Annotated in this window: 18 protein-coding genes; 4 read left to right on the top strand and 14 right to left on the bottom strand. The window is 67.6% G+C overall.

Annotated elements, in window-relative coordinates; genetic code table 11:
• Positions 1-3: 3 nt before the first annotated feature.
• The 3 genes from LXB15_RS04125 to LXB15_RS04115 all read right to left on the bottom strand — a co-directional run bounded on the left by LXB15_RS04125 (position 4) and on the right by LXB15_RS04115 (position 3,026).
• Positions 4-1,326, bottom strand: coding sequence for a TRAP transporter large permease (locus LXB15_RS04125; protein WP_233951071.1), 1,323 nt, complete (start codon positions 1,324-1,326; stop codon positions 4-6).
• A 7-nt stretch (positions 1,327-1,333) separates the two neighbouring features.
• Positions 1,334-1,894, bottom strand: coding sequence for a TRAP transporter small permease (locus LXB15_RS04120; RefSeq protein WP_233951069.1), 561 nt, complete (start codon positions 1,892-1,894; stop codon positions 1,334-1,336).
• 70 nt (positions 1,895-1,964) lie between these two features.
• Positions 1,965-3,026, bottom strand: a complete 1,062-nt coding sequence (locus LXB15_RS04115; protein WP_233951067.1) for a TRAP transporter substrate-binding protein — start codon at positions 3,024-3,026, stop codon at positions 1,965-1,967.
• Between the two features lie 308 nt (positions 3,027-3,334).
• Between LXB15_RS04115 and LXB15_RS04110 the strand changes: the two genes are divergently transcribed.
• Positions 3,335-4,447 carry a 5-methyltetrahydropteroyltriglutamate--homocysteine S-methyltransferase gene (locus tag LXB15_RS04110; protein ID WP_233951065.1) on the top strand — a complete coding sequence of 371 codons (1,113 nt, stop codon included), beginning with the start codon at positions 3,335-3,337 and terminating at the stop codon, positions 4,445-4,447.
• Positions 4,448-4,507: 60 nt separating this feature from the next.
• Here LXB15_RS04110 and LXB15_RS04105 read toward each other — a convergent pair whose 3' ends face one another.
• Genes LXB15_RS04105 through LXB15_RS04090 form a run of 4 tightly spaced genes read right to left on the bottom strand, consistent with a single transcriptional unit; the run spans position 4,508 to position 8,280 of the window.
• Positions 4,508-5,503: an ABC transporter substrate-binding protein gene (locus tag LXB15_RS04105; RefSeq protein WP_233951064.1), complete on the bottom strand. Its 996-nt coding sequence runs from the start codon at positions 5,501-5,503 to the stop codon at positions 4,508-4,510.
• A gap of 33 nt (positions 5,504-5,536) precedes the next feature.
• Complete coding sequence (locus LXB15_RS04100; RefSeq protein WP_370640171.1) at positions 5,537-6,505, bottom strand: ABC transporter permease; 969 nt, start codon at positions 6,503-6,505, stop codon at positions 5,537-5,539.
• On the bottom strand, positions 6,502-7,440 hold the full coding sequence (locus LXB15_RS04095) for an ABC transporter permease (RefSeq protein WP_233951062.1): 939 nt from the start codon (positions 7,438-7,440) through the stop codon (positions 6,502-6,504). Before LXB15_RS04095 ends, LXB15_RS04100 begins: the two co-directional genes overlap by 4 nt.
• A gap of 15 nt (positions 7,441-7,455) precedes the next feature.
• On the bottom strand, positions 7,456-8,280 hold the full coding sequence (locus tag LXB15_RS04090) for an ABC transporter ATP-binding protein (RefSeq protein ID WP_233951060.1): 825 nt from the start codon (positions 8,278-8,280) through the stop codon (positions 7,456-7,458).
• Between the two features lie 119 nt (positions 8,281-8,399).
• Here LXB15_RS04090 and LXB15_RS04085 point away from each other — a divergent pair, with 119 nt between their 5' ends.
• On the top strand, positions 8,400-8,813 hold the full coding sequence (locus LXB15_RS04085) for a cupin domain-containing protein (RefSeq protein ID WP_233951057.1): 414 nt from the start codon (positions 8,400-8,402) through the stop codon (positions 8,811-8,813).
• Positions 8,814-8,866: 53 nt separating this feature from the next.
• On the opposite strand, the gene hydA is transcribed toward LXB15_RS04085, so the two are convergent.
• Genes hydA through LXB15_RS04060 form a run of 5 tightly spaced genes read right to left on the bottom strand, consistent with a single transcriptional unit; the run spans position 8,867 to position 13,557 of the window.
• Positions 8,867-10,318, bottom strand: a complete 1,452-nt coding sequence (gene hydA, locus LXB15_RS04080) for a dihydropyrimidinase (protein WP_233951055.1) — start codon at positions 10,316-10,318, stop codon at positions 8,867-8,869.
• Complete coding sequence (locus LXB15_RS04075; protein WP_233951053.1) at positions 10,315-10,698, bottom strand: type II toxin-antitoxin system PemK/MazF family toxin; 384 nt, start codon at positions 10,696-10,698, stop codon at positions 10,315-10,317. The genes hydA and LXB15_RS04075 overlap by 4 nt, the downstream gene beginning before the upstream one ends.
• A complete protein-coding gene (locus LXB15_RS04070) occupies positions 10,695-10,895 on the bottom strand; it encodes an antitoxin MazE-like protein (RefSeq protein ID WP_233951051.1) in 201 nt (66 codons plus the stop codon). Before LXB15_RS04070 ends, LXB15_RS04075 begins: the two co-directional genes overlap by 4 nt.
• Before the next feature lie 48 nt (positions 10,896-10,943).
• A complete protein-coding gene (locus LXB15_RS04065; RefSeq protein ID WP_233951049.1) occupies positions 10,944-12,191 on the bottom strand; it encodes a Zn-dependent hydrolase in 1,248 nt (415 codons plus the stop codon).
• A 37-nt stretch (positions 12,192-12,228) separates the two neighbouring features.
• Positions 12,229-13,557, bottom strand: a complete 1,329-nt coding sequence (locus LXB15_RS04060; RefSeq protein WP_233951047.1) for an aspartate aminotransferase family protein — start codon at positions 13,555-13,557, stop codon at positions 12,229-12,231.
• A 246-nt stretch (positions 13,558-13,803) separates the two neighbouring features.
• Here LXB15_RS04060 and LXB15_RS04055 point away from each other — a divergent pair, with 246 nt between their 5' ends.
• Both LXB15_RS04055 and LXB15_RS04050 read left to right on the top strand, forming a co-directional pair.
• Entirely contained in the window at positions 13,804-14,403 is a 600-nt protein-coding gene (locus LXB15_RS04055; protein ID WP_233953042.1) for a TetR family transcriptional regulator C-terminal domain-containing protein, read from the top strand.
• 83 nt (positions 14,404-14,486) lie between these two features.
• Positions 14,487-14,795 (top strand): EthD family reductase, encoded by a 309-nt coding sequence (locus LXB15_RS04050; protein WP_233951045.1) that lies wholly within the window; start codon positions 14,487-14,489, stop codon positions 14,793-14,795.
• A gap of 61 nt (positions 14,796-14,856) precedes the next feature.
• On the opposite strand, the gene LXB15_RS04045 is transcribed toward LXB15_RS04050, so the two are convergent.
• Both LXB15_RS04045 and preA read right to left on the bottom strand, forming a co-directional pair.
• Positions 14,857-17,301: a bifunctional diguanylate cyclase/phosphodiesterase gene (locus LXB15_RS04045; protein WP_233951044.1), complete on the bottom strand. Its 2,445-nt coding sequence runs from the start codon at positions 17,299-17,301 to the stop codon at positions 14,857-14,859.
• Between the two features lie 176 nt (positions 17,302-17,477).
• Positions 17,478-18,821 carry an NAD-dependent dihydropyrimidine dehydrogenase subunit PreA gene (gene preA / locus LXB15_RS04040; protein ID WP_233951043.1) on the bottom strand — a complete coding sequence of 448 codons (1,344 nt, stop codon included), beginning with the start codon at positions 18,819-18,821 and terminating at the stop codon, positions 17,478-17,480.
• Position 18,822: the final 1 nt, after the last annotated feature.

Here is an 18,822-nt window from a genome sequence, read left to right as displayed (position 1 = left end):
GCCTCAGTAGAGCCAGCGCACCAGGAACAGCGTGATCGCCGGGAACAGGACGAGGATCACCGTGCGCACGATGTCGGTGGCGACGAAGGGCAGCGCGCCGCGATAGGTCCGGCTCATCGGCGTGTCCCTCGCCATCGAGTTGATGACGAAGAGATTGAGCCCCACCGGCGGGGTGATCAGCCCGACCTCGACGACGATCAGCACCAGGATGCCGAACCAGATCGCGAACTCCTCCGGCGGCAGGCCGAAGTCGAGCCCGATGACGATCGGGAAGAAGATCGGCACCGTCAGAAGGATCATCGACAGCGAGTCCATCACGCAGCCGAAGGCGAGATAGGTGAGAAGGATCACCGTCAGCACGACGAAGGGCGAATAGCCCTGCGCGATGACCCAGGCGGCGGATGCCTGCGGCAGCTGGCTGAGCGCGAGGAACGAGTTGTAGACCCCGGCGCCGAGGATGATGAAGAAGATCATGCCGGAGGCGATCGCCGTGTCGACGAAGCATTCGGCAAGGTCGGCGCGGCTGAGCCCGCCGTTCAGGAACGCGATCAGTCCGGTGCCGGCGGCGCCGACCGCGGCACCTTCGGTCGGGGTGAACCAGCCGAAATAGATGCCGAAGACGACGAGGAAGAACACCAGGAGGACCGGCCAGACGTCGCGGGTGCGCCGCAGCCGCTCGGCGAGATCGGCCTTCGCCGCGATGCCGGCCGATTGCGGCTTCAGCCGCACGTAGATGGCGATGGCGATCATGTAGCCGATCATCGCCAGGATGCCCGGCACGAAGGCGGCCAGGAACAGCTTGGCGATGTTCTGCTCGGTGAGGATGGCGTAGATCACCAGGACCACGGAGGGCGGGATGAGGATGCCGAGCGTGCCGCCGGCGGCCAGCGCGCCGGTGGCGAAGCCGCCCTCGTAGCCGTAGCGCTTGAGTTCCGGCAGCGCCACCTTGCCCATCGTCGCGGCGGTGGCGATCGAGGAGCCGCAGATCGCGCCGAAGCCGGCGCAGGCGCCGATCGCCGCCATCGCGACGCCGCCCCGCCGGTGCCCCATCCAGGCGTTCGCCGCCCGGAACAGCGCCTGGCTCATGCCGCCCTTGGCCGCGAACTGGCCCATCAGCAGGAAAAGCGGGATGATCGACAGCGAGTAGCTGGCAAAGGTCGTGTAGGGCAGCGACTTCAGCTGCGCCAGGATCGGCGTCACGCGGCCCATGACGATCCAGTTGCCGACGAAGCCGCAGACCAGCATGGCAAGGCCGATCGGCATGCGCGCGAAGATCATCGCGAGCAGGATCGGGAAGGACAGGAGCGCGATCTCGAGATTGGTCAAGGATGCCTCAGGCGTTGCCGGCAGCGGCGGAAGACGTCTCCGCCCATGACCGGCGCAGCGTGTAGAGGCAGACGAGGAGGAAGCTGACCGCCCCGACCAGCGACAGCGCGTAGCCGGTCCAGACCGGAATGCCGAGGATGAAGCTTTCCTCGCCCGTCTGCAGCTTGTCCTGCAGCCCCGCGACCAGGCGCCAGAGGATCACGCCAGCGACGATCGACATCAGCAGATTGCCGACGAGGTCGGTGACCGCGACGCCGCGCCGGCCGAACCAGCCGGACAGGATGTCCACCGTCACGTGGCCGCGCTTCAGCTGGCAGAGCGGCAGGAACAGGAACACGCCGACGCCCGCGGCGATCTCGACCAGCTCGAAATCGCCGGGGACGGGTCCGAGGCCGAGACCGAGCGTCAGCATCGCCCGGCCGATGATCGAGGCGCAGGTGAGGACGACGACGAACACCAGGCAGACCCCGCCGGCGTAGGCGAGCAACCTTGCCGTGCGCTCCACCGCGGCGCCGAGCCGGCCCGCCTCGGGCCCGGGCTCGGGCTCGGGATGAAACGTCTCGCTCATCGCGGCAGGGCCGGGCGCGAAGGCGGTCTCGCCGCCGCCCGAGCGTGGCGGCGCAAGCCCCCCGATACGCTCAATTGGCCGCCTTTTCGGCGCCCTCGACGGGCTTTTCGCCCCGCTCGCCGGTGTATTTGGCGATCAGCGCCGTCGCGCTGTCGAGCAGCGCCTGGCGGCCCTCGCCGGCCGCCACCCACTCGTCGATCACCACGCGGGAGGCTTCCTTGAAGCGCGCGGTCTCCGCCTCGTCGAGGGCGACGACCTCGTTGGTGAGGTCGAGTGCCTTCTGCCGGCCGACCGCGTCCGCCGCTTCCATCGCCTCGCCGGCCATGGTGGCGAGCGGCATGCCGGAGTTCGCGTCGATGATCGCCTTCAGGTCGTCCGGCAGCCCCTCATAGGTATCGGCGTTCATGACGATGGCGAAGGTCTGGGTGTAGAGGCCGTTCTGGCCGGTGAAGCCGGTATGGTGGCGGACGAGTTCGGCGATCCGCAGCGGCGTCGTCACCTCCCACGGCACCGTCGCCCCGTCGATCACGCCCTTCGACAGCGATTCCGGCACGGCCGGAACCGGCATACCGACCGGCGTCGCGCCGAGCTTGGTTAGGAGGTCGTTGATGATCCGCGAGCCGCCGCGGATCTTCATGCCGGCAAGGTCCTCCAGCCTGGTGATCGGCGCCTTGGTGTGGAAGAGGCCCGGCCCGTGCGTGTGGACGGCCAGGAGATGCACCTCGTCGAACTCGTCGGCGGCGTTCGTCTCGACGAATTCCTGAAAGGCCTTCGAGGTCGAGACCGCGTCGGTCATGATGAAGGGCAGCTCGAAGGTCTCGGATTTCGGGAAGCGCCCGGGCGTGTAGCCGAGCACCGTCCAGACGACGTCCGCCACCCCGTCGCGGGCCTGGTCGAAGAGATCGGGCGGCGTGCCGCCGAGCTGCATCGACGGATAGAACTCGAAGGCGATGCGACCGTCCGATTCCGCCGTGATCTTCTCCGCCCAGGGAACGAGGACATTCGCCGGGATGGTGGCCTGCGCCGGTAGGAACTGGTGGACGCGCAGCGTCACCTCCTGGCCCAGCGAGGCGCCGGTCATGAGGGCGATGAAGGCCGCCGCGATCGGCAGTCCCGTCAGGATCTTGAGCATGATATCCTCCCAGATATGGCTTCTCGGCCGGGTCGCGGGCGACGCCGGAGCCGGCGCCGCGACGGTCGCCCTCCCGGCTCCCCCGCACACCGCCATCGTCCCGGTTGCACGCGAGGATGATATAGGTCCGGCACGCGCGCCAATGATTTTCCGGCCCCCGGCATAACCCCGGGGTTATCGTGGCCCATGATCGCACACACGGCGCCGGTGGAAAGACCCCGGCCGGTCTTTATATGCGTCGCCGGGGCGAACCGGCGCGACGCGCCGGGCCGACCGCCCCGCCAGCAGGCGACCGAAACAGGACGATCATGACCAGACCTCCCTTCAAGGCCGACCATGTCGGCAGCTTCCTCCGTCCCGAGCGGCTGCAGAAGGCGCGCGCGCAATACGCCGAGGGCAAGCTCGACGCGGAGACGCTGCGCGAGATCGAGGACGAATGCATCACCGAGCTGGTGCGCCGGCAGGAATCGGTCGGGCTGCAGGGCATCACCGACGGCGAGTTCCGCCGCACCTTCTTCCACGTCGACTTCCTCGAGCAGCTCGACGGGGTCGAGGTGACCTATGGCGAGTTCAAGGCGCATTTCCGCAAGGACGACGGCACCGAGGTGGGTTTTGCGCCCCCGACCATGCACGTCAACGAAAAGATCGGCCACGCGAAGCCCATCCAGGGCGCCGATTTCGACTTCCTGAAGTCGGTCGTCACGCGCACGCCGAAGGTGACGATCCCGGCCCCGTCGATGCTGCATTTCCGCGGCGGGCGGGACGCCGTGTCGCGCTCGGCCTATCCCGATCTCGAGCCGTTCTACGAGGATCTCGCTGCCGCCTACCGGGCCGAGATCGCCGACCTCGCGGAGCGGGGCTGCCGCTACCTGCAGATGGACGACACCAACCTCGCCTATCTCTGCGATCCGGAGATCCGCGAACGCACCGCCAAACGCGGCGACGACCCGGACGAATTGACCCGGCTCTACTGCCGCATGGTCAACGACGCGATCCGCGACCGTCCCGAGGACATGGTCGTCGCGGTGCATCTGTGCCGCGGCAACTTCAAGAGCGCCTGGGTGGCCAAGGGCGGCTACGAGCCGGTGGCCGAGATCCTGTTCAACGAGATGGCGATCGACGGCTTCTTCCTGGAATACGACGACGAGCGCTCCGGCGACTTCGCCCCGCTCCGGCACATGCCGAAGGGCAAGACGGTGGTTCTCGGGCTGATGTCGTCGAAATCGTCGACGGTCGAGCCGGCCGACGCCGTCAAGCGGCGCATCGACGAGGCGGCGGCCTTCGTCGACCTCGACCAGTGCGCGCTGTCGCACCAGTGCGGCTTCTCTTCCACCGTCCACGGCAACGATCTCACCGAGGACGACCAGTGGCGCAAGCTCGACCGCTGCGTCTCGGTCGCCCGCGACGTCTGGGGTTACTGACGCCAGCAAGGCAAAGGCCGGGGAAGTCCCCGGCCTTTTCTGTTCCGGCGCCGCGCGTGCCTATTCGAGCTCGGCGGCCTTGTCGGTGACGACGCTGGTCCAGGCGCCTTCCGGGGCCTTGGTGATCACCGGGTCGGAGCCGCCGCCCATCAGCACCTCGACCGTGTTCTCGGCGGCCGCGACGTCGAGCGCCGGCGTGTCGCCGAGCAGCTTGGCGATCTCGCCCATCATGAACTTCTGGTGCTCGAGGGTCTGGGCGCCGGTCGTGTCGTTGTCGATGACGATCTCGGCCGCCTCGTCGGGGTGCTCGGCGGCGTATTCCCAGCCCTTCATCGAGGCCTTCACGAAGCGGGCGTACTTGTCGACCGTCGCCGGGTCCTGCAGGTCCTCCTCGAGCACGTACAGCCCGTCTTCCAGCGTCGCGACGCCCTGGTCGGTGTAGTTGAACACCACCAGCTCGTCCGCCGGGATGCCGGCATCGAGCACCTGGCCGTATTCGTTGTACGTCATGGTGGAGATACAGTCGGCCTGCTTCTGGATCAGCGGGTCGACGTTGAAGCCCTGCTTGATGACGGTGACGCCGTCCGGACCGCCTTCGGTCGGCAGGCCGAGCTTCGACATCCAGGAGAGGAACGGATACTCGTTGCCGGAGAACCAGACGCCCAGCGTCTTGCCCTTGAAGTTCTCCGGGCTCTCGATGCCGGTTTCCTTGCGGCAGGTCAGCATCATGCCGGAGCGGGCGAAGGGCTGGGCGATGTTGACCAGGGCCACGCCCTTCTCGCGCGCGGCCAGCGCCGACGGCATCCAGTCGACCACAACGTCAGCGCCGCCGCCGGCCAACACCTGCACGGGGGCGATGTCGGGACCCCCCGGCTTGATCGTGACGTCGAGCCCGGCTTCCTCGTAGAAGCCCTTCTCCTGGGCGACGTAGTAGCCGGCGAACTGCGCCTGCGTGACCCATTTGAGCTGCAGCGTCACCGCGTCCTGCGCCAGCGCCGGGCTGCCGGCTCCCATGGCCGCGAGCGCGACCGCCGCGCCTGCCAGAAACTTCCTCATCCGCCTTCTCCTTTGTTGCCCAACGCCTGCCGCCTATCCCTTGCGATAGGACGGATGCCAGAAAGTCGCCCACCGCTCGATCGTCGCCACGAGGCCGTAGCTCAGCGAGCCGGCCAGTGCCGCGACGGTGATCTCGGCCCACACCATCGGGGTGTTCATGCGGCCGATCTCGGCCGAGATGCGGAACCCCATGCCGACGATCGGCGTGCCGAAGAACTCGGCCACGATCGCGCCGATCAGCGCCAGCGTCGTGTTGATCTTCAGGGCATTGAAGATGAAGGGCAAGGCCGCCGGAAGGCGAAGCTTGAGGAGGCTCTGCCAGGGGCCGGCGGCGTAGGTGCGCATGAGGTCGCGCTCCATCGCACCGGCCGCCTGCAGCCCAGCGACGGTGTTCACCAGCATCGGGAAGAAGGTCATCACCACCACGACGGCGGCCTTCGACTGCCAGTCGAAGCCGAACCACATCACCATGATCGGCGCGACGCCGACGATCGGCAGCGCCGAGACGAGGTTGCCGATCGGCAGCAGCCCGCGCTTCAGGAACGGCGAGCGGTCGACCAGCACGGCCACCACGAAGCCGCTGCCGCAGCCGAGGACATAGCCGGCGATCACCGCCTTCAGGAAGGTCTGGCGGAAATCCGCCCAGAGGATCGACAGCGACCCGGCGATCTGGGCGCCGATCGCCGAGGGCGGCGGCAGCAGGACGCTGGGCACGTCGAGCCCGCGCACCAGCAGTTCCCAGAGCAGCAGCAGCGTCAGGCCGAACAGCGCCGGCAGGGCGATGTTGATCACGGCGCCGGCGGCGCGGCCCTTCGGCTCCAGCGCCACCAGGCTGGCGGTCAGCCGCCAGGCCAGCAGCCAGAAGCCAATGGCCACGACGAGCAGCAGCCGGCCGCTGCCGCCATCCAGCAGCGACAGCGCGTAGAGCCCCGCCGCGGCGGCAAGCGCGGCATTGAGCGCGATGGCCGCCGGCCGGGCGGCGGTGACGGGCACGGCGCTCACGGCCGCGTCCCCATGCGGCGCAACACCAGGCGCTCGCCGAGCCCGACCAGCCAGACGAGACAGCCGGCCATGATCGCCGCGGCGACCAGCGCCGACCAGATCTGGATCGTCTGGCCGTAATAGGAACCGGCAAGAAGCCGCGCCCCGAGCCCGGCGACCGCGCCGGTCGGCAGCTCGCCGACGATCGCCCCGACCAGCGCCGCGGCGACGGCCACCTTCATCGAGGCGAACAGGAACGGCGTCGAGGCCGGCCAGCGCAGCTTCGCCAGCGTCTGTAGGGGCCGAGCGGAATAGGTATGCATCAGGTCGAGCAGCATCACGTCGGGCGACCGCAGCCCCTTCACCATGCCGACCGCCACCGGGAAGAACGACAAATAGGTGGAGATGAACGCCTTCGGCAGGAGCCCGGTGACGCCGACGGAATTGAGCACGACGATGACCATCGGCGCGATGGCGAGGATCGGGATCGTCTGCGATGCCACCAGCCAGGGCATCAGGCTCTTGTCGAGCGTGCGCGAATGGATGATGCCGACGGCGAGCAGCATGCCCAGCGCCGTGCCGATGATAAAGCCGACCAGGGTCGAGGAGAGCGTGATCCAGGAGTGGTAGAGCAGCGAGCGCGGCGAACTCGGCTTGACGTCGACGGTGGTCGTCCAGAGCTCGACGGCGATCTGGTGCGGCGCCGGCAGCACCGGGCGCTCCGCCGACCAGGTGGCGGCGATCGTGTCGGCAAGCCCGTAGGGCTCCCCCGCCCGCTCCAGCTTCACCGTCTCGGTCGCCCAGTTCATCCCGATCGCGGCGAGATACCAGACGACGAGGATCACGGCGATGACGGCGAGCACCGGCAGCGTGTTGCCTTCGGCCATGCGACCAAGACGCGACCGCGGGCTGTAGCCAATTGCGGCGCCCGGCTCGGCGATGGTGGATGGGGTCATGAAGTGCCTGACCCCTCAATCATACCCGTGCCCTGCCCGCAGCCCCTCGCGGACGCGGTGCGCGATGGCGAGGAATTCCGGCGTCTCGCGGATCTCCAGCGGCCGGTCGGGGCCGAGGTCGCAGTCGATGATCTCGTGGATGCGGCCGGGCCGCGGGCTCATCACCACGATGCGGGTCGACAGGAAGACCGCCTCGGGGATCGAGTGGGTGACGAACACCACGGTCTTGCGAGTCTTTGCCCAGAGCTTCAGCAGTTCCTCGTTGAGATGGTCGCGGACGATCTCGTCGAGCGCGCCGAACGGCTCGTCCATCAGGAGCAGTTCCGGGTCGAAGGACAGCGCCCGGGCGATCGAGGCGCGCTGCTGCATGCCGCCCGACAGCTGCCAGGGAAACTTGCGGCCAAAGCCGGAAAGCCCGACGAGGTCGAGATTGGCGTCGACGAGCTGCTTTCGCCTGGCCCGGTCATACCCCATGATCTCCAGCGGCAGCGCGACGTTTCTCTCGATCGAACGCCAGGGATAGAGCGCCGCCGCCTGGAAGACGTAGCCATAGGCGCGCGCCTGCCGCGCCGCGTCCGGCGTCATGCCGTTGACGCTGAGGCTGCCGCCGGTCGGCTGCTCGAGATCGGCGATGACGCGCAAGAGCGTGGTCTTGCCGCAGCCGGACGGGCCGATCAGCGAGACGAACTCGCCCTTGAAGATGTCGAGGTCGATGTCCTTCAGCGCGTGCACCGGCGTGTCGCCGGTCTGGAAGACGAGGTCGAGCTTGCGCGCCGCGATCACCGGCGCGGCGCCGGGCAGGCCGACGGCCTCCGGCGCACTGGTCAGGTGGTCAGACATGCGCCACATCCGCCTGCAGATATGGTGTGACGCAGGCAACCCGGGCCGTGCGGCCAGCGGGTGCAGGCTTCATGGAGCGGGCGTGCGATCCTCGCCGCCGCGGTAAAGGACGATATGCCATGGACGACAAGACGCCGATCGACTGCGCGCTGGTGCGCCCGCACGAGACATATGACGGCAAGCAGGGTTTCCGGTACGTCGCCGGCATCTCCGCCGAGACCACGGGTTCAACCGGCATCTGCATGCATCTCCTGACCATTCCGCCCGGCGGCCGCGCCAAGGCGCATCTGCACGAAAGCCACGAGACCGCGATCTACGTGATCAGCGGCGTCTCGGAAGTCTATTACGGCGAGCGGCTCGAAAAACACGCAGTCACCGCCGCCGGCGACCTCTTCTACATCCCCGCGGGCGTGCCGCATCTGCCGTTCAACAGCGGCAGCGAGCCTTGCGTGGCTGTCATCGCCCGCACCGACCCGAACGAGCAGGAAAGCGTCGTGCTGCGGCCGGACCTGGAGGCGCTGGTGCCGGGGTGAGACGGCAGCCGCCGCGACGCGAGCGGCATGCCCGGAAACTCGCATCATGCGCCTCAGACCCCGCTCATCGGGATGCCCGACCGCTCGACCCGGCGCGGGGCGGTGAGTTCCTTCCAGGTCGACAGCGCCTTGTTGACCGGCGCGCCGGCCGCCCGCTCGACGAAGCTGCCGTCGCCGCGCTCGGCGCGCACTTCCCCGTCCTTGTAGGCGATGCGGCCGCGCGACAGGGTGATCACCGGCAGGCCGGTGACCTCGACGCCCTCGAAGACATTGTAGTCGATGATCGACTTCTGCCGGCTGGCGGCGATGGTCTTGGTGGCCGAGGGGTCCCAGACGATGAGGTCGGCATCGGCGCCGGGCAGGATGGCGCCCTTCTTTGGGTAGATGTTGAGGATCTTGGCGATGTTGGTCGAGGTGACGGCGACGAACTCGTTCATCGTCAGCCGGCCGGTGGCGACGCCCCGCGTCCACAGCACCGGCAGCCGGTCCTCGAGGCCGCCGGTACCGTTAGGGATCTTGGTGAAGTCGCCGAGCCCCATGCGCTTCTGCTCGGTGGTGAAGGCGCAATGGTCGGTCGCCACCACCTGCAGCGAGCCGGAGGCGAGGCCTGCCCACAGCGAATCCTGGTGCTTCTTGTTGCGGAAGGGCGGCGACATCACGCGGCGCGCGGCATAGTCCCAGTCAGCGTTGAAATACTCGCCCTCGTCGAGCACCAGGTGCTGGACCAGCGGCTCGCCATAGACCCGCATGCCGTTCGCCCGCGCCCGGCGGATCGCCTCGTGCGCCTGCTCGCAGGAGACGTGGACGACGTAGAGCGGCACGCCGGCCTGGTCGGCGATCATGATGGCGCGGTTGACCGCCTCGCCCTCGACCTCGGGCGGACGCGAGAAAGCGTGCGCCTCCGGGCCGTTGTTGCCCTCGGCCATCAGTCGCTGCTGCAGCGAGGCGACGACGTCGCCGTTCTCGGCATGCACCAGCGGCAAGGCGCCGAGCTCGGCGCAGCGCGAGAACGACGCGAACATCTCGTCGTCGTTCACCATCAGCGCGCCCTTGTAGGCCATGAAGTGCTTGAAGGTGTTGATGCCCTGCTCGACGACCTTCGGCATCTCGTCGAACACCTGCTTGTCCCACCAGGTGATCGCCATGTGGAACGAGTAGTCGGTGCGGGCCTTGCCGGCCTTCTGGTACCATTGCTGCAGGGCATCGATCAGGCCCTGGCCGGGGCTCGGCAGGCAGAAATCCACCGCCATCGTCGTGCCGCCGGAGAGCGCCGCGGCGGTGCCGGTGTCGAAATCCTCGGCCGCATAGGTGCCCATGAAGGGCATCTCCATGTGGGTGTGCGGGTCGATGCCGCCAGGCATGACATAGGCGCCGGAGGCATCGATCACCGTGTCGCCTTCAAGGTCCGGTCCGATCGCGGCGATGGTCTCGCCGTCGATCAGGATGTCGGCCTTGTAGGTGAGATCGGCCGTGACGATCGTGCCGCCCTTGATGACTATGGTCATGAATCGGTTCCTTGGCTGCTCAGAGGGACGGTCTGGGAACTTGCAAACAGGGTTGCGGCAAGCTGCAGGAAGACAATCAGCGCACGGTCCAACTGGACCATCTGATCGGCTTCCAGAGTGCCTATCGGTCCGAAGACCTTTGCTCGCGGATAGGTCTGGATCTTGTCGGTCATCAACTGCGATCGGTCCCGCAGACCATTCGCGGCATTCGCTTCGATCATGACCCGGATGGAGATTTCACTCGCCAGGTCGCTCGTAAACGGCACGACCGTCAGGCTTCCCAGATGATCGGCAAAATAGTCAGCCTGGATGACCACGGCCGGTCGGGATTTTCCGTAATCCCCCTTGCCCGAAACGAGGACCACGTCGCCACGCTTCATGGGGCCGGATCGATCCAGAGATCGTCGACCTCCTCCGCGAGTCGGTCGAGCTCTCCCGACCGACTGTCCACACGGTTGATGGCCTCGCTGTCCTCTCTCATCCGTCTTTCAAAGGCCGGGCTGTCCCAGTCCGGAACCCATACCTCCACCGGCCGCCATCCCTTCGCCAGAAGTTCGGCGCGCTCGGCGTCCGACATTTCCTTCGGCCTTCCCATCTCGGCACCTCCGGCGCTCACCGCCCGATCCTACTCCACGATCCTCGCGGTCTCCACGACGGCGCGCATCAGGACGTTGGCGCCGGCGGTCGCCCATTCCTTGGAGATTTCCTCCGCCTCGTTGTGGCTGAGGCCGTCGACGCAGGGGCACATGACCATTGCGGTCGGCGCGACGCGATTGATCCAGCAGGCGTCGTGGCCGGCGCCGGAAACGATGTCGCGATGCGAATAGCCGAGCGCCTCGGCGGCGGCGCGCACCGCCTGGACGCAGCCCGCGTCGAAGGTCACCGGATCGAAATGCCCGACCTCGTCGATCGAGACGTCGATGTCGAGGGCCTCGGCGATCACGTCGATGCCGTCCTCGATGCGCTCGCGCATCTCGTCCAGCGTCGCCTTGGAGGGGGAACGGATGTCGATGGTGAAGACGCAGCGACCGGCGATGATGTTGCGCGAGTTGGGATAGACCTCGACATGGCCGATCGCGCCGACGGCGTCCGGCTGGTAGTCCATCGCCACCTCGTGGACGAGCTCGGTGACGCGCGCCATGCCGAGCCCGGCATTGCGGCGCTTGTGCATCGGCGTCGAGCCGGTATGGCTCTCCTTGCCGGTCAGCGTCACCTCGAGCCAGTAGAGTCCCTGGCCATGGGTGACGACGCCGATGTCGATCCCCTCGTCCTCGAGGATCGGCCCCTGCTCGATATGCAGCTCGAAGAACGCCTTCATCCGGCGCTGGCCGACGGGCTCGTCGCCCTCCCAGCCGATGCGCTTCAGCTCGTCCCCGAACTTCTTGCCCTTCGCGTCGACCCGATCCTTGGCCCAGGCCTCTTCATGGACGCCGGCGAAGACGCCGGAGGCGAGCATGGCGGGCGCGAAGCGGGTGCCTTCCTCGTTCGTCCAGTTGACGACGACGATCGGATGCTTCGTCTTCACGCCGAGGTCGTTCAGCGACCGGATGATCTCGAGGCCGCCCAGGACGCCGAGCACGCCGTCGTACTTGCCGCCGGTCGGCTGCGTGTCGAGGTGGCTGCCGACATAGACCGGCAGCGCCTCCGGATCGGTGCCTTCGCGCCGGGCGAACATGGTGCCCATCGTGTCGACGCCCATCGTCAGGCCGGCAGCCTCGCACCAGGACTGGAACAGCCGGCGCCCCTCGCCGTCCGCGTCGGTCAGCGTCTGGCGGTTGTTGCCGCCGGCGATTCCCGGGCCGATCTTCGCCATCTCCATCAGCGAGTCCCAGAGGCGGTCGCCGTCGATCTGGAGATTGGTGGCAAGGCTCATGAATTCGCTCGCTGCTGCTGACGGTGGAAGAGGCGGATCAGTCGAGGCTTCTGAGGATCGACCGCAGGGTGTCCACGATCTCGCCGATCTGGTCCTCGCTGATGATCAGCGGCGGCGACAGCGCGATGATGTCGCCGGTGGTCCGGATCAGGAGGCCCGCCTCGTAGGCCTTGAGGAAGGCCGAGAAGGCCCGCTTGGTCGGCTCGCCGACGACGGGCTGCAGTTCGACGGCACCGATCAGGCCGATGGTGCGGATGTCGATGACGTGCGGCTCGCCCTTCAGCGAATGGATCGCCTCGGCCCAGACTGGCTCGAGGGCCTTCGCCCGCTCGAACAGCCCCTCCTCCTTGTAGGTCTCCAGCGTCGCGAGGCCGGCCGCGGCGGCGATCGGATTGCCGGAATAGGTGTAGCCGTGGGCAAACTCGATCAGGTGCTCGGCGCCGCCCATGAACGCGTCGTAGATCGCGTCCTTGACGTAGACGGCGCCCATCGGGATGACGCCGTTGGTCAGGCCCTTGGCGGTGACCATGATATCCGGCGTCACGCCGAAATAGTCGGCGGCGAAGGCCGTGCCCATGCGCCCGTAGCCGGTGATCACCTCGTCGAAGATGAGCAGGATGCCGTGCTGGTCGCAGATCTCGCGCAGGCGCTTGAGATAGCCCTTCGGCGGCGGCAGGACGCCGGTGGAGCCCGCCACCGGCTCGACGATGACGGCGGCGATGGTTGAGGGATCGTGCAGCGCCGCGATGCGCACCAGATCCTCGGCGAGATCCGCCCCGTGTTCCGCCTCGCCTTTGGAGAAGCCGTTGCGCTCCGGATCGTGGGTGTGGCGCATGTGGTCGACGCCGGTCAGCAGCGTGCCGAACATCTTGCGGTTGCCGACGATGCCGCCGACCGAGATGCCGCCGAAATTGACGCCATGGTAGCCGCGTTCGCGGCCGATCAGCCGGAAGCGCGCGCCGTCTCCCTTGGCGCGGTGATAGGCGAGCGCGATCTTGAGCGCGGTGTCGACCGATTCCGACCCGGAGTTGGTGAAGAACACGTGGTCGAGCCCGGCCGGCGCGATTGTCGCCAGCCGCGAGGCCAGCTCGAACGCCTTCGGGTGGCCCATCTGGAAGGCCGGCGCGTAGTCGAGTTCGGCGGCCTGGCGCTGGATCGCCTCGACGATCAGCGGCCGGCAATGGCCGGCATTGACGCACCACAGCCCCGCCGTGCCGTCGAGGACCTGCCGGCCCTCGGCCGTGGTGTAGTGCATGTCCTTCGCCGCCACGAACATTCGCGGCGCCTGCTTGAACTGCCGGTTCGCCGAGAACGGCATCCAGAAGGCTTCGAGATTGTTGGGCGCGATCGTCGTGTGCTCGTTCATCGGCTGCCGCCCCATAAGGCCGATCCGCGTCGCGGAGCGCCCGAAAATCTTGACTAAATGGTCAAAAGGGAGGCTAGAAGTTCGCCTGGAACCGGTCAAGCGCCATGCCGAGAAACTGGGGGCCATCCCCAGCGCCGAGGCGGACACGGCGGAGGAGGGATCGCGGCCGTGGACGTCAAGGTCGAACTACCCGGCGCGCAACCGGCCGACGCAGCGGGCCGTCCCGAAGAGCGCCAGTCCACGCGGATCCAGGCGCTCAATCGCGAGATCATCCTCGAGGCGGCGCTCGAGGTCTTCTCGATCCACGGCTTTCGCGGCTCGACTGTCGACCAGATCGCCGCCCGCGCGTCGATGTCGAAACCGAACCTGCTCTACTACTTCCGGCGCAAGCAGGACATCTACCGAGCCGTGCTGGAATCCACCCTCGCCGACTGGCTGGCGCCGCTCGCGGCGATCGATCCGGCGGGCGACCCGGTCGAAGAACTGCGCCGCTACATCACCGCCAAGCTGTCCATGTCGGCGGAGAAGCCCGCGGCCTCGCGGCTCTTCGCCAACGAGGTGCTGGCCGGCGCGCCGGTGGTCGGAGACTTCCTCAGGACGCAGCTCAAGCAGCTCGTCGACGAGAAGGCGCGCATCATCCGCGCCTGGGTCAGCGAGGGGCGGCTGGCGGCGGTGGACCCGCATCACCTGATCTTCATGATCTGGGCGACGACCCAGCATTATGCGGACTTCGACGTGCAGATCCGCGCCATCATCGGCAGCCAGGTCGACCGGCCGGGTTTCCGCGAACAGACGGCGCAGGCCGTCCTGACGCTGGTGCTCAACGGGCTGAAGCCACGGCCCTGACCGGCATCCGGATTGCCCGCCGGCGGCGTTCGGGCCATGATCGCGCCGCGTCAGGGCACCGGCGCCCATGGGAGAAAAGCGACTTGGCCAAGCTCATCGTGCTCTACAAGCACCCGAAGGACTCGAAGGCATTCGACGCGCACTACGCAAGCACCCACGCGCCGCTGGCGAAGAAGATACCGGGGCTGAAGCATTACGACATCAGCGACGGAGAGGTGGCGGGACCGGGAGGAGCCACCGGTTATCACCTGGTGGCGACGCTGACCTTCGATTCGCTCGACGCCCTCAAGGCGGGACTGGCAAGTCCCGAAGGCCAGGCGGCCGCGGCCGATCTCGGCAACTTCGCCGATGGCGGCGCCGAATTGCTGATGTTCGATACACGCACTCTCTGACGCCGGCGCGCGACGGCCGCCCGATGCGGCTGTCGCGATCGCCAGGCTCGATGTGGCGCGCCTAGGCGGCGACCACCGCTCGCAGCTCCCCGGCCTGGACGAGGTCGCGGTCCCAGCGGCTCTTGATATCCGACAGTATCTGCGGAATCTCGGCGGCATGCCGCGGCCGGGAGAAGTAGTAGCCCTGCATCTCCCGGCAGCCTTCGGCATAGAGGATCTGCATCTGCTCCTCCGTCTCGATGCCCTCGGCGATGACCTGCATCCGGAGGGCCTTCGACAGGCCGATCACCGAGCGGACGATGGCGATGTTCTCGGGCCGGCGCATGTCGCGCACGAAGGACTGGTCGATCTTGATCTTGTCGAAGGGGAAGCGGCTGAGATAGCCGAGCGAGGAATAGCCGGTCCCGAAGTCGTCCATCGAGATCGTCATGCCCATGCGGCGGAACTCGATGAGGATCGACAGCACCGTGTCGCTCTCGTCGATGAACAGCGATTCGGTGACCTCGATCTGCAGGCGCGAGGCCGCGAGCCCCGATTCCGCCAGCACCTTCCGGACATCCGCCAGCAGCGTCGCGCTCTGGAACTGGACGGCGGACAGGTTGACCGAGATGGCGAGGTCGGCCGGCCAGCGGGCCGCCTCGTGGCAGGCCTTGTCCAGGGCCCAGATCCCCAGCTGCTCGATCAGGCCCGTCTCTTCCGCCAGCGGGATGAAGACCGAGGGAGCGATGGTCCCCTGGCCCGGGTGGCGCCAGCGCAGCAGAGCCTCAAAGCCGCTGACGCGACGCTGCCCGGCATCGATGAAGGGCTGGTAGAAGAGTTCGATCTGGTCATTCTCCAGCGCCGCCTTGAGGTCGAGCTCCATCTCGCGGCGCCGCTGCAGCCGCTCGCGCATGGCGGGCACGAAGCGGCGGCAGGGCCGCCGCCGCCCGCTCTCCTTGGCGTGATTGAGGGCCAGGTCGCAATTCTGCAGGGCGAAGTCGGCGTCGAGCCCAGGCATGCGGTAACCGCCCGGAACGAACAGGACGCCGGCGTGAGCGGCCGCAGCGATCCGGCGGTTTTCCACCTCGAAAGGCTGGGCGAAACTGCCGACGATCGACTGCGCCAGCGCGTCGGCATCCTCCGGTGAATTCAAGCCCGGCAGGATGACCGCAAACTCGTCGCCGCCGAGCCGGGCGACCGTCGCCCGCGGCGTCGCGATCGCGCATAGTCGCTGCGCGAAGGCCCTGAGAAGCGCGTCTCCCGCGCCATGCCCATAGTTGTCGTTGATCGACTTGAAGCTGCTGATGTCGACGACCACGAGGCCGAGCGGCTTCAGTCCCTTGCCGAGAAGCCCGTCCAGGACCTCGCTGAATCGCCGCCGGTTGAGCAGGTCCGTCAGGCCGTCATGGTTGGCGAGCTGCTCGAGCCGGTTGGATATCGCCTGCCGTTCGGTGATGTCCTCGAAGGTGATCAGCAGCCCGCGCCCCTTCATGCCGCGACGCTTCACCTCCATCGTCCGCCCGTCGAGGGTCTCGTGCAGGTGGATGGCGGTGCCGTTTTCCGGCAGCTGCAGGGCGAACTCGGAATCGTCGAAGAATGCGCGCGCGGGCGTTCCCGGCTCGACATTGCCGAACAGCTGGGTGAACCCGTCGTTGCAGACGACGAGGCGTTTCTCGCCGTCGAGCATGCACAGCGCCTGCGTCATGTTGTTGAGCGCCGCTTCCAGCTGCGTCTGCTGCATCGCGATCTGGCCGGCGAGAAAGCCGGTCTCGCTGGTCATCGCGCCCTCCAGCCTGGCGCAGCGAGCCTGCATCGCACGCAGCGCCTGCAGGACGTCCTGGACTTCCGTCGGACCGTCCGGCCTGATCGGATCGACGGTCTCGCCGGCTGCCAGCGCCCCCGCCAGCTGTGACAGCCGCCGCAGCGGCCGGCCAACCGCGCGAGCCAGGACCAGCAGCAGGCCGCCGAGCCCGAGGAGCACCGCCGCCAGGCCCGCGAGATTGCCGGCGATCGCGCCGTAGATCCTGGCTTCGGCATCCTTGCGCTCCGCGTCCCGCTCGGCGCGCATCGCAGCGGCAACGCCCGAGAGGCGGTCCGAGATGTCGGCCAGCTGGGTCCGGGCGAGGCGCGGCGAAAGGTTGCCGCTCGTCGCCTGCAGCCGGGTCAGGCGATAGAACAAGGTGCTGACCGTCTCGTGGTCGTCCGGCGCAATGCCGGCGGCAAGGACGCTCTCGAGATCTGCGACGGTGCCGGCCAGCGTGCGCCGGAAGTCCTCCGCGTCGCGTGCGCCGAGGCCTGGTTCCCGGTCGGGAGACGCGATGCCACCGTCATCGGCCAGCCGGGCGTGCAGGGCCGCGACCCGGGTCTCGGCGGCCTGCAGCGCCAGCATCGGCTCCACGCTGCGATCGTAGAGCTGCGCCACCTGATCGATCGAGCTTCGCTGGAGGTAGAAGGAGAACCCCGCAAACCCGGCGGTCAGCAAGGCAAACAGGATGCTGCCGGCAATAAGCCTCGAGTTGATCGACATTTGCGCCGCGTCTCGCACTGATTGGTGAGGCCGGCTGCGGAAAGCGGCAGGCACGAGCGGCGACATTATCGGGACGAAGTTACTTCGCGGTTACGCGACCTATCCTTCCTGCGACGCGCGAGCCCGCAAGCATCCGGCCGCCGGCCCGGACAAGGAAAGGCTCCCTCCCCCGATCGTCATTCCGCAGCGTCCGGCAGGACGACCGGCTCGGCAGCGAATTGCTGCTTCTGCTTCGCCATCGGGTTGTTGGGATGCGTCGTCCAGTTGCCGTACTCGTCCGGGATAGGCTTGCCGGTGCGCGGATCGAAGCCGGCGATCTGCTCCATCGTGATGCAGTCCTCGACCGGGCAGACATTGACGCAAAGATTGCAACCGACGCATTCCTCGTCGATCACCTCGAAATGCCGGACGCCGTCCACCATGGACGTGATCGCCTGGTGCGAGGTGTCCTCGCAGGCGATGTGGCAGCGGCCGCACTTGATGCAGAGATCCTGGTCGATCCGCGCCTTGGTGACGTAGTTAAGGTTGAGATACTGCCAGTCGGTGACGTTGGGGACGGCCCGGCCGCGGAAGTCCTCGATCGTGCGGTAGCCCTTCTCGTCCATCCAGTCGGATAGGCCCGAGATCATCTCCTTCACGATCTTGAAGCCATAGGTCATCGCCGCCGTGCAGACCTGGACGTTGCCGCAGCCGAGCGCGATGAACTCGGCGGCGTCGCGCCAGGTGGTGATGCCGCCGATGCCGGAGATCGGCAGGCCGCGCGTCTCGGCATCGCGGGCGATCTCGGCGACCATGTTCAGCGCCATCGGCTTGACCGCCGGACCGCACATGCCGCCATGGCTGCCCTTGCCGTCGATGGTCGGTGTCGGGGCGAAACTGTCGAGGTCGATCGACATGATCGATGAGACCGTGTTGATCAGCGAAACGGCATCGGCGCCGCCCTTCTGCGCGGCGCGGGCGGGGAAGCGGATGTCGGTGATGTTGGGCGTCAGCTTGACGATGACCGGCAGGTCCGAGTGCTGCTTGCACCAGCGGGCGACCATCTCGATGTATTCCGGCACCTGGCCGACCGCCGAGCCCATGCCGCGCTCGCTCATGCCGTGCGGGCAGCCGAAATTCAGCTCCACCCCGTCGGCGCCGGTTTCGCCGACGAGGGCGAGGATCTTCTGCCAGGGCGCCTCCTCGCAGGGCACCATCAGCGACACGACCATCGCCCGGTCCGGCCAGTTGCGCTTGACCCGGGCGATCTCCTCGAGATTGGTGTCGAGCGCCCGGTCGGTGATCAGCTCGATATTGTTGAAGCCGAGCAGCCGCCGGTCCGGCCCCCACATCGCGCCGTAGCGCGGGCCGTTGACGTTGACGAGCGGCGGGTCTTCGCCGAGCGTCTTCCACACCACCCCGCCCCAGCCTTGCTCGAAGGCGCGCTGGACGTTGTATTCCTTGTCGGTCGGCGGCGCCGAGGCCAGCCAGAACGGGTTCGGCGAGGATATGCCGAGGAAGGACGTCGAAAGGTCGGCCATG

Origin of the sequence: Aurantimonas sp. HBX-1 (genome assembly GCF_021391535.1) — a bacterium.
Lineage (GTDB): Bacteria > Pseudomonadota > Alphaproteobacteria > Rhizobiales > Rhizobiaceae > Aurantimonas.
Note: the sequence above shows the minus strand (reverse complement) of the source record. Positions and strands in the feature narration are given on the sequence as shown.

Coding starts and splice junctions, on each gene's coding strand:
- LXB15_RS04110 (WP_233951065.1), top strand. CDS start 3,335: ATGACCAGACCTCCCTTCAAGGCCGACCATGTCGGCAGCTTCCTCCGT.
- preA (WP_233951043.1), bottom strand. CDS start 18,821: ATGGCCGACCTTTCGACGTCCTTCCTCGGCATATCCTCGCCGAACCCG.
- LXB15_RS04065 (WP_233951049.1), bottom strand. CDS start 12,191: ATGAGCCTTGCCACCAATCTCCAGATCGACGGCGACCGCCTCTGGGAC.
- LXB15_RS04090 (WP_233951060.1), bottom strand. CDS start 8,280: ATGTCTGACCACCTGACCAGTGCGCCGGAGGCCGTCGGCCTGCCCGGC.
- LXB15_RS04075 (WP_233951053.1), bottom strand. CDS start 10,698: ATGAAGCGTGGCGACGTGGTCCTCGTTTCGGGCAAGGGGGATTACGGA.
- LXB15_RS04085 (WP_233951057.1), top strand. CDS start 8,400: ATGGACGACAAGACGCCGATCGACTGCGCGCTGGTGCGCCCGCACGAG.
- LXB15_RS04045 (WP_233951044.1), bottom strand. CDS start 17,301: ATGTCGATCAACTCGAGGCTTATTGCCGGCAGCATCCTGTTTGCCTTG.
- LXB15_RS04105 (WP_233951064.1), bottom strand. CDS start 5,503: ATGAGGAAGTTTCTGGCAGGCGCGGCGGTCGCGCTCGCGGCCATGGGA.
- LXB15_RS04060 (WP_233951047.1), bottom strand. CDS start 13,557: ATGAACGAGCACACGACGATCGCGCCCAACAATCTCGAAGCCTTCTGG.
- LXB15_RS04095 (WP_233951062.1), bottom strand. CDS start 7,440: ATGACCCCATCCACCATCGCCGAGCCGGGCGCCGCAATTGGCTACAGC.
- LXB15_RS04115 (WP_233951067.1), bottom strand. CDS start 3,026: ATGCTCAAGATCCTGACGGGACTGCCGATCGCGGCGGCCTTCATCGCC.
- LXB15_RS04120 (WP_233951069.1), bottom strand. CDS start 1,894: ATGAGCGAGACGTTTCATCCCGAGCCCGAGCCCGGGCCCGAGGCGGGC.
- hydA (WP_233951055.1), bottom strand. CDS start 10,318: ATGACCATAGTCATCAAGGGCGGCACGATCGTCACGGCCGATCTCACC.
- LXB15_RS04070 (WP_233951051.1), bottom strand. CDS start 10,895: ATGTCGGACGCCGAGCGCGCCGAACTTCTGGCGAAGGGATGGCGGCCG.